The following is an 11,018-nucleotide window of genomic DNA, read 5'->3' as shown; positions in this document are numbered from 1 at the left end:
TCAGCGCGGGCCGAACTCGTTGTCGATCAGCGCGAGGAGGTCGTCCGGGGAAGCGGCTTCGAGGTCGGCGGTGGCGTGCGCGGGCTTCTTCGCCGCCCAGGCCGACACCAGCCGCTTCAGCCGTCCGTCGATCTCCGCGTCGCCGGGGTCGGCGCCGTCGAGCAGGGCTTCGAGCCGGGTGATCTGTTCGGTCACCGCGGCACCGGCGCTGGTCTCGGGGGCGAGTTCGGTCTGGAGGTACTTGGCCAGCGCGTCCGGCGCCGGGTAGTCGAAGACGACCGTCGTGGGCAGGGTGAGCCCGGTCGCCGCGGCCAGCGCGGTCCGGAACTCGACCGCGGTGAGCGAGTCGAAACCGAGGTCGAGGAAGCCGCGCCCGGGGGCGATCGCGGCCGCCCCGGCGTGCCCGAGCACGGCCGCGGCCTGCCCGCGCACCAGGTCGAGCAACGCGCGTTCCTGCTCCGCTTCGGCCAGCCCGGCGAGTTTGAGCCGCAACTCGCCCGCATCGGCCGCCGCGGCCCGGCGCCGCACGGCGGGAACCAGATCGCGCAGCACCGGCGGGAGCTGTCCGGCCGCGGCGAGCCCGGCTCGATCGAGCTTCACCGGGACCGACGCCGCCAGGTCCGTGGCCAGCGCCGCGTCGAACAGTGCCAAGCCTTCTTCGGTGCTCAGCGCGGGGAAACCGTTGCGGCTCAGCCGTTGTCCGGCTTGCTCGCCGAGCGCGCCGCCCATGCCGTCGGCCCAGCGGCCCCAGGCCAGCGAGCGGGCGGGCAGGCCGAGAGCCCGGCGGTGCACGGCGAGACCGTCGAGGAACGCGTTGGCGGCGGCGTAGTTGCCCTGCCCGGCGTTGCCGAGCACACCGGCGGCGGAGGAGAACAGGACGAACACCGCGAGTTCGCGGCCCTTCGTCAGTTCGTGCAGATGCCAGGCCGCGGCGGCCTTGGGACCGAACACGGTCGCGAGCCGCTCCGGGGTGAGCGTGTCGACGAGGCCGTCGTCGAGAACACCCGCCGCGTGCACGATCCCGGTCAGTCCGGGGATTCCGGCCAGCAGGGTTTCGACGGCGGCGCGGTCGGCGACGTCGCAGGCCTCGACCCGGACGTGGGCGCCGAGCTCGGTCAGTTCGGCGGTCAGCTCCGCCGCACCCGGGGCGTCCGGGCCGCGTCGGCTGGTGAGAACCAGTTCGCGGACCCCGTGCGTCTTCACCAGATGCCGCGCGAGGTGGGCACCGAGCCCACCGGTGCCGCCGGTGACGAGCATCGTTCCGCCTGCCAGCTCAGGTGCTTCGGCGGCGGAGTCACGCACCTGCGCGAGCCTTGGCGCGTACAGCTTGCCGTCGCGCAGCAGCAGTTGGTCCTCGCCGGTGGCCAGCGCCTTGCCGAGAATCGTCGTGTCGCCGTCGCCGTCGACGAGGACGAACCGGCCGGGGTTCTCCGACTGCGCGGCACGCACCAGGCCCCAGACCGCGGCGGCCGCGGGATCGGCACCGTCCTCTTCGGACAGTGCGACCGCTCCGGCGGTCAGGACGACCAAGCGGGTGTCCGTGTACTTCGGGTCCTGGAGCGCGGCGAGCACGGTCGCGGTCGCCGCCCGGGCCGCGTCGGCGACATCGCCGTCGGGCTCGGCGAGTTCCAGCACGACGGCGTCGGGCAGGTCCGCACCGCCGTCGCCCGCCGGGACCGGTGTCCAGACGATCCGGTGCAGCGACTCGCTCGGCGCCGTCACGGCCGCCGGGCGTTCCCCGAAGGTCACCTCGGCGGACAGCACCGGGGCACCGGCGAGGTCGAAGACCGCCAGCTCCCCCGCCGGGCTCAGGCTCGCCCGGACGGTGGTGGCGCCGGTGGCGTGCAGGGTCACGTTCCGCCAGGCGACCGGCCAGCCGTGCTCGGCCAGGACCGGGTCGAGCAAGTCCGGGTGCAGGCCGTACAGCTGCGCGGTGTCGTCCGGCACGGTCAGTTCGGTCAGGGTGCCTTCCGGGGCCGACGGCGCCGGAACCGGTGTGGTCACCAGGAATCCGGTGCCGTGCCGCTGCCAGTCCTTCCCGGCGCGGGTGTGGATCGAGACCGGGCGGCGGCCGCCGTCGTCGGGACCGACGGCGGCCTGGACCTCGCGGTCCCCGGTCAGCGGCGCCTCGACGGCGAACTCCGCGAGGGTGCCCGTGCCGGCCTCGTCACCGGCGCGGATCGCGAGTTCGACAAGCAGCGTGTCCGAGGGGTCGGACGGCAGGACTCCGGTGCACAGGACCGAACCATCGCCCGCCGAGGTGACCGCGGAGGCCAGGACCGGATGGCGCAGGCCGCCGGCGACCCGCGCCACGGCCGGTTCGCGCAGCCAGTACCGCTCGTGCTGGAAGGCGTAGGTCGGCAGGTCGATCACGCGTGGTTTCGCGGGGGCGAAGAACGCGGGCCAGTCGACGCCGATCCCGCGGACGTGCAGCCGGGCCAGTGCGGTCACCACCGTGGTGGGCTCGTCCCGATCGTCGCGCAGGGCGGGGATCGCTTCACCGGAACCCGCCGCCAGTGCCGAAAGCACCGCCGCCGGGCCGATCTCGAGGAAGGTCGTCGCGCCTTCGCCCGCCAGGAAGCCGAGTGCGTCGGCGAACCGGACCGGTTCCCGCACGTGCCGCACCCAGTACGCGGGATCGGTCAGCTCGGTGGCGACGGCGCCGGTGACGGCCGAGACGACCGGGATCTTCGGCTCGGCGTAGGTCAGGCTCCGCGCCACTTCGGCGAAGTCTTCGAGCATGGGGTCCATCAGCGGCGAGTGGAACGCGTGGGAGACGTCGAGGCGCTTCACCTTGCGGCCACGGGCTTCCAGCGCCGACGCGGCGGCCAGCACCGGTTCCTCCGCGCCCGAGAGCACGATGGCGTCGGGCCCGTTGACCGCGGCGACGGCGACCCCGTCGAACTCGGTGGCCTCGTCCTCGGTCGCCTGCACGGCGATCATCGCGCCGCCTTCGGGCAGTGCCTCCATGAGCCTGCCGCGGGCTTCGATCAGTTTCGCCGCGTCCTCCAGGGAGAAAACGCCCGCGACGTACGCGGCAGCGATCTCGCCGATCGAGTGCCCGGCGAGGTAGGCAGGACGCACGCCCCACGATTCGAAGAGCCGATAGAGCGCGACTTCCAGGGCGAAGATGGCGGGCTGGGCGGTCCCGGTCCGGCTGAGATCGCCATCGATCGGGAGAAGCGCGGCGATCTCGTCGTAAGCCTTCGCGAAGGCGGGGAAGGCTTCGTACAGGCCGCGACCCATTCCGGCGCGCTGCGAACCCTGTCCGGTGAACAGGAACGCGAGCCTGCCGGTCGCGGGTTCGCCGGTGACGACGCCTCCCGCCGATCCGCCGGAGGCCAGTGCCCGCAGTCCGGCGCCGGGTTCGCCGACGACGACCGCGCGGTACCCGTGGTGGGTCCGGGTGGTCGCCAGCGAGAAACCGGCGTCGACCGAAACATCCACAGTAGACAGACGAGAAGCCTGAGCGGCCAGGGCATCCGGCGTACGCCCGGAGAGCACCAAGGGCAGGACAGGCAGCGATCCCGAAGGCTCGGGCTCGGCTTCGGCCGGAGCCTGTTCGAGGACGATGTGGGCGTTCGTGCCGCTGATACCGAACGAAGACACCCCGGCGCGGCGCGGCTGTCCGGTCTCCGGCCACGGCGTCTGCGCGGTGAGCAGGGAGATGTCGCCGGTGGTCCAGTCGACGTGCGGGGTCGGCTCGTCCACGTGCAGGCTCGCCGGGACGACACCGTGGTTCATCGCCTCGACCATCTTGATGATCCCGGCGACCCCGGCGGCGGCCTGGGTGTGGCCGATGTTCGACTTCACCGAACCGAGCAGCAGGGGCCGCTCGCGGTCACGGCCGTAGGTCGCCAGCAGTGCTTGCGCCTCGATCGGGTCGCCCAGCGGCGTGCCGGTACCGTGTGCCTCGACGACGTCCACAGTGGACGCTTCGACGCCCGCGTTCGCCAGCGCCGAGCGGATCACCCGCTGCTGCGAGGGACCGTTGGGCGCGGTGAGGCCGTTGGACGCGCCGTCCTGGTTGACCGCCGAGCCCTTGACCACCGCGAGGACCCGGTGGCCGTTGCGGCGCGCGTCGGAAAGGCGTTCCAGCACCAGGATTCCGACGCCTTCGGCCCAGTTCGTGCCGTCGGCGGCCCCGGCGAACGGCTTGCAGCGCCCGTCCGGTGCCAATCCGCGCTGGCGGGAGAACTCGACGAACATGTCGGGCGAGGCCATCACGTTGACACCGCCCGCCAGTGCCAGCGAGCACTCCCCCGACCGCAGCGACTGCGCGGCCAGGTGCACGGCCACCAGGGACGAAGAGCAGGCGGTGTCGACGGAAACGGCCGGGCCTTCCAGTCCCAGTGCGTAGGCGACCCGGCCGGAGACGACACTGCTGAAGGACGCGGTGCCGAGGAAACCTTCGACCTGCTCGGGAATCGCGCTCAGCCGCGAGATGTAGTCGTTGGACAGCGCACCGGCGAACACGCCGGTGCTGGTGCCGCGCAGGGAACCGGGCTCGATACCCGCGCGCTCCAGCGCCTCCCACGCGGTCTCGAGGACCTGGCGTTGCTGCGGGTCGATCGCCAGCGCCTCACGCGGCGAGATCCCGAAGAACTCGGCGTCGAAATCTCCCGCGTTGTACAGGAAAGCGCCTTCGGAGGCGTAGGTGGTGCCGCGGTGGTCGGGGTCCGGGTGGAACAACGAGTCCAGGGGCCAGTCGCGGTCGGCCGGGAAGTCTCCGACGCCGTCGCGACCTTCGGCGACCAGCTGCCAGAGCTCGGCGGGCGAAGTGACCTCGCCGGGGTACCGGCAGCCCATGCCGACGATGACGACCGGGTCGTCGTGGATACCGGCCCCGGCCGTGGCGGGGGGTACCACGACCGGGGCCGGCGTTTCGTCCCCGACGAGCTCGCCGCGCAGGAAGACCTTCAGCGCGTCCGGTGTCGGGTGGTCGAAGACGAGCGTGGCGGGCAACCGGAGACCGGTCGCGGCGCCGAGACGGTTGCGCAGTTCGACCGCGGTGAGCGAGTCGAAGCCGATTTCGTTGAACGCGCGGGTCGCGGCGATCCCGGCCGCGTCGGTGTGGCCGAGCACCAGCGCGACCTCGCGGCGCACCAGGTCCAGCAGCAGCTCGTCCCGGTCCGGCGCGGGCAGCCCGGCGAGTTTGCGCCGCAGTTCGCCCGCTTGTTCGGCACTGGCCGTCTTGGCCTTGGCACGGCCGAAGCCGCCGACGAGCGCGCGGATCAGCGGCGAGATCGGGGCGTCGCTGCCGCGCACGGTCGCGCGGTCGAACTTGAGGCCCAGCAGGACGGCGTGGTCGAGGCCGACCGCGCGGTCGAACATCGCCAGGCCCTCTTCGGGGTCGATCGGCGGGAAACCGCTGCGGCGCATGCGTTCTTCGCCCGCGTCGCCGAGTTCGCCCTTCATGCCGCCGGACCAGAGGCCCCAGGCGACCGACTGCGCCGCGAGACCTTCGGCGCGACGGCGAGTGGCGAGGCCGTCGAGGAAGGCGTTGGCGGCGGCGTAGTTTCCCTGGCCCGGGTTGCCGAGCACACCGGCCGCCGAGGAGAACTGGACGAACCAGCGCAGCGGGAGCCCTGCGGTCAGCTCGTGCAGGTGCCAGGCCGCGTCCGCCTTGGGAGCCAGGACACGGTCGAGACGTTCGGGGTTGAGCGCGTCGATCGGGGCGTCGTCGAGGACACCGGCCGCGTGGACGACGCCGGTAAGCGGGTGCTCTTCGGGGATCGAGGCCAGCAGCGCGGCGACGGCGTCGCGGTCCGCGCTGTCGCAGGCGGCGATGGTGACGGTCGCGCCCAAAGCCTTCAACTCGCGGGAAAGTTCGGTCGCGCCGGGTGCGTCCGGGCCCCGGCGGCTGGTCAGCAGCAGATGCCGGACGCCGTACTCCGTGATGAGGTGCTTGGCGAGCATCGCGCCGAGACCACCGGTACCGCCGGTGATCAGGACCGTGCCCTCGGGCTCCGGGCCGCGCGGAATGGTGAGCACGACCTTGCCGATGTGCTTGGCCTGGCTCAGCAACCGGAACGCCTCCGGTGCCCGGCGGACGTCCCAGACGCGGCGCGGCAACGGCTTCAGGACCCCGTCGGCGAACAGTTGCAGCACTTCGGCCCACATGCGGGAGAACTGCTCGGGGCCCGCTTCGATCAGGTCGTAGGGCCGGTACTCGACACCGGGGTGCCGGGCGGCGACCTCTTCGGGATCGCGCAGCCCCGCCTTGCCCATCTCCAGGAACCGGCCGCCGCGCGGCAGCAGCCGCAGGGAGGCGTCCACGAAGTCGCCGGTGAGCGCGTCGAGGACGACGTCCACCCCGCGTCCTTCGCTGGTGGCGAGGAAGTGCTGTTCGAAGTCGAGGGTGCGGGAGTTGGCGATGTGGGCGTCGTCGAGCCCGGCCTCGCGCAGCACGTGCTGCTTGGCGGGGCTGGCGGTGCTGTAGACCTCGGCGCCGAGATGCCGCGCGATCTGGATCGCGGCCATGCCGACGCCACCGGCACCGGCGTGGACGAGCACGGACTCCCCCGCCTTCAGGCCGGTGAGTTCCTTGAGCCCGAAGTACGCGGTGAGGAACACCAGCGGCACGGACGCGGCTTCTTCGTCCGTCCAGCCGTCGGGGATCCGCGCGCACATCGACCGCTGCGCGGTGGTGATGGAGCCGATGCCGCCGATCGCGACACCCATCACGCGGTCGCCGGGTTTGAGATCGCCTGTGCCTTCAACGTCGGACCCGGTTTCCAGCACCACACCGGCGATCTCGTTGCCGAGCGGGCCGGGTTCGCCTTCGAACATGCCGAGGACGTTGAGCGCGTCGCGGAAGTTGAGTCCCGCGGCGGCGACGGCGACCCGGATGTGCCCGGGCGCCAACGGTTCCAGGGCTTGTGGGCAGGGCTCCAGGCGCAGTTCTTCCAGGGTGCCGCGCGTGGCCATGCCGAGGCGCCACGCGGGTTCGGCGGGCGGGCTCAGTTCGTCGGTTCCCGGGACGGGGCCGAGGCGCAGTACGGCGAAAGCGCTGTCGCGCAGGGTGAGCTGGGGTTCTCCGGTCGCCAGCGCGGCGGCGAGTTCGGTGTCGGAGAGGTCGCCGGTCTCGGTGTCGACGAGGACGACACGGCCCGGGAGTTCGCTTTGCGCGGAGCGGCCGAGTCCCCAGACCGCGGCGGCGGCCGGGTCGACCTTGCCCGGTCCGATCGCCGCGCAGGTGACGATGACGAGTTTCGCGTCGGCGAACCGGTCTTCGGTGGAGAACTGCTGCAGAACGGCGAGGACCTCGCGGGTGGCGATCCGGGCGCCCGCCGGGTCGGTGAAGACCGGGAGCACGACCACCGGCGGCACGGCGCCGCCGCCGATCCGCCCGTGGTAGGCCCATTCGGCCGGTGCCGGATCGGCCGGGGTGGGGATCGGGGTCCAGTCGAGGCGGAACAGCGAGTCGAGACCAGGGGTCGCCGAGGTGACCGGGGCTAGTTCATGCAGGGTCAGGGAACCGATGGTGACGACAGGAGCACCGGTCCCGTCGGCGGCGAGCAGGGTCACGGCGCCGGACGCGGCAGGCGTGAGCTTCAGCCGCAGCGCGGACGCGCCGGTGGCGTGCAGGGTGACGTCCTGCCAGAGGAACGGCAGCTTCGCGCCGCCTGGTTCGTCGGCCAGCAGGCCGATCGCGTGCAGACCGGCGTCCAGCAGGGCGGGGTGCAGGCCGAATCGCTCGATGTCGGCCTTCGCGGTGTCTTCCGGCAGCGCGGTCTCGGCGAAGATCTCCTCGCCGAGGCGCCAAGCCGCCTTGAGTCCCCGGAAAACCGGGCCGTACTCGAGACCCGCGGCGGCGAACACCGGGTAGACCTCGGTGACGTCGATCGCCACAGCGTCGCGCGGCGGCCATTCGGCGAGGTCGAAGCCCGCGGCGGGAGCCTGCGGGGCAAGCGTTCCCGAGCCGTGCAGCGTCCAGGCGCCTTCACCGGCGCGGGAGTAGACGGCGACGGCGCGGCGGGCGCTCTCGTCCGGTGCCGCCAGGACGACCTGGACGTCGAGCGGGCCCGCCAGGACCATCGGCTCGCGCAGGGTGAGTTCTTCCAGGTGCGCGCAGCCGGCCTCGTCACCGGCCCGCAGCGCCAGTTCGACCAGTGCGGTGCCGGGGACGAGGACGGTGCCCGCGACCGCGTGGTCGGAAAGCCAGGGGTGGGTGGACGGCGAGATCCGGCCGGTGAGGACGATCCCGGCACCGTCGGCGAGCGGGACGGACGCGCCCAGCAGCGGGTGGGCGGCGTCGGCGAGGCCGAGCCCGCCGGGGTCGCCCGCGCCGAGTCCGCCGCGCAGCCAGTAGTTCTCGCGCTGGAACGGGTAGGTGGGCAGATCGATCGTGCGGGCGCCGGTGCCGTCGTGGAACGTGGTCCAGTCGACGCGGGCGCCGCGGACGTGCAGCTCGGCGAGCGCGGTCATCGCCGTCCGTGCCTCGGGGCGGTCCTTGCGCAGCACCGGGACGGTGAGGATGCCTTCGGGCGGCAGTGTCCGCGCGACCATCCCCGCCAGCACCGAATCCGGGCCGATCTCGACGAAGCGGGAAACGCCTTCACCGCGCAGGAAACCGATCCCGTCGGCGAACCGGACGGGCTGCCGGACGTGCCGCGGCCAGTAGCCGGGCACGGTGACCTCATCGGGTCCGGCGAGACGGCCGGTCACGTTGGACACCACCGGGATCGACGGTGTCCCGTGCGGGATTTCTTCGGCGATCGCGCCGAATTCGGCGAGCATGCCGTCCATCCGCGCGGAATGCGACGCGTGGGAAATGTTGAGCCGCTTGATCTTCCGGCCGCGTTCGGCGAACTTCGCGGCCAGTGCCTCGGCGGCGGCCTCCTCGCCGGAGACGACGACCGAGTCGGGCGCGTTGAGCGCGCCGATGGCGAGGCCGTCGGTCAGTTCGGCCGAGACCTCCTCTTCGGTGGCCTGGATGCCGATCATCGCGCCGCCCGGCGGCTGGGCCTCCATCAGGCGGCCGCGCGCGGTGATCATCCGCGCGGCACCGGCGAGGTCCCAGACCCCGGCGACGTGGGCCGCGGCAAGTTCACCCGCGGAGTGGCCGACGACGTAGTCCGGCCGGGCGCCCCACGACTCCAGCAGCCGGAAGAGCGCGACCTGCAGGGCGAACATCGCGGGCTGCGCGTAGGTCATCCGGTCGAGCAGCTTCTGGTCGTCGCCGAAGACGACCTCGGCCAGCGGGCGGTCGAGGTGCGTGTCGAGGGCGGCGCACGCCTCGTCGAAGGCCGCGCGATAGGCGGGGAAGGTGTCGTACAGCTCGCGGCCCATGCCGCAGCGCTGCGCGCCCATCCCGGAGAACAGGAACGCGGTGCGCCCGAGCAGCGGTTCGCCGGTGACGACGCCGGGGGCGGGTTCGCCCGCGGCGAGGGCGGTCAGTCCCGCTTTGAGGTCTTCGGGGGTACTGCCGACGATCGCGGCACGCGACTCCAGCGCGGTCCGGGTGGTGGCCAGTGACCAGCCGAGGTCGAGCGGGTCGACGTGGTCCGAATTGGACACAGTGGACAGGAGGTCGGCCGCGGCGGCCTTGAGCGCGGCGGGTCCGCGGGCCGACAGCGGCCAGGTCTGGACGGCGGGCGGGATCCGCTCCGGCTCGGTGTCCTCGCTTTCGGGGGCCTGCTCCAGGATGACGTGCGCGTTGGTGCCGCTCATGCCGAAGGACGACACCCCGGCCCGGCGGGGCCGGTCGCCGGTGTCCCACGGCTTCGGTTCGGTGAGCAGTTCGACGGCGCCCGCCGTCCAGTCGACGTGCGGGGAAGGCTCGTCCACGTGCAGGGTGCGCGGCAGGACACCGCGGCGCATGGCCTCGACCATCTTGATGATCCCGGCGGCGCCCGCGGCGGCCTGGGTGTGCCCGATGTTCGACTTGATCGACCCGAGCCACAGCGGGTTTTCCCGTTCGCGGCCGTAGGTCGCCAAAAGCGCCTGTGCCTCGATCGGGTCGCCGAGGGTGGTGCCGGTGCCGTGCGCCTCGACGGCGTCGACGTCGGCGGCGGTCAGCTTCGCGTTCTTCAGCGCGGCGCGGATGACGCGCTGCTGGGCCGGGCCGTTGGGCGCGGTCAGGCCGTTGGACGCGCCGTCCTGGTTGACCGCGGATCCCTTGAGGACGGCGAGGATCCGGTGCCCGTTGCGGCGGGCGTCGGACAGTCGCTCCAGCAGGAGCATGCCCGCGCCCTCGGACCAGCCGGTGCCGTCGGCTCCGGCGGCGAACGCCTTGCAGCGCCCGTCCGGCGCCATCCCGCGCTGCCGCGAGAACTCGACGAACGTCTCCGGCGTGGCCATCACCGTGACCCCGCCCGCCAGCGCGAGCGAGCACTCCCCCGACCGCAGCGCGTGCGCCGCGAGGTGGACCGCGACCAGCGAAGACGAGCACGCCGTGTCGATCGTGATCGCCGGCCCCTCCAACCCGAGGGTGTAGGCGAGCCTGCCCGACAGCACGCTGTTGGACGAGCCGGTGCCGAGAAACCCTTCGACCTCTTCGGATCCGCCGTCGAACCCGGAGACGTACTCGCTGCGCATCGCACCGGCGAACACCCCGGTGGCACTGCCCTTCAACGCGGCCGTGTCCAGCCCCGCCCGTTCGAACGTCTCCCAGGTGACCTCCAGCAGCAGCCGCTGTTGGGGGTCCATCGCCAGGGCTTCCCGCGGCGAGATGCCGAAGAAGCCCGCGTCGAACTCCCCGGCGTCGTGGAGGAATCCGCCCTGATCGCTGTAGCTGGTGCCCCGGTGTTCCGGGTCCGGGTGGTACAGCCCGTCGGTGTCCCAGCCCCGGTTCACCGGGAATCCCGTCATCCCGTCCCCGCCGCCGTCGACGAGGTCCCACAGTCCTTCCGGCGAGGTGACCCCGCCCGGGAACCGGCAGGCCATGCCGATCACGGCCAGCGGCTCGGAGCCGCTCTCCTCGGCTTCTCGCAGACGGCGCCGCGTCTCACGCAGTTCGGCGGTCAGTCGCTTGAGGTAGTCGAGCGTCCGCTCGTCGGTGGTCATGACGGTGG

Annotated in this window: 1 protein-coding gene; it reads right to left on the bottom strand. The window is 72.7% G+C overall.

Annotation, left to right across the window (positions count from 1 at the left end; genetic code table 11):
• Positions 1–11,010 (bottom strand): SDR family NAD(P)-dependent oxidoreductase, encoded by an 11,010-nt coding sequence (locus ACZ5IK_RS25395; protein ID WP_465489945.1) that lies wholly within the window; start codon positions 11,008–11,010, stop codon positions 1–3.
• Positions 11,011–11,018: the final 8 nt, after the last annotated feature.

This window comes from Amycolatopsis sp. NPDC031561 (assembly GCF_055580625.1).
This window is presented reverse-complemented; position numbering and strand designations above follow the sequence as displayed.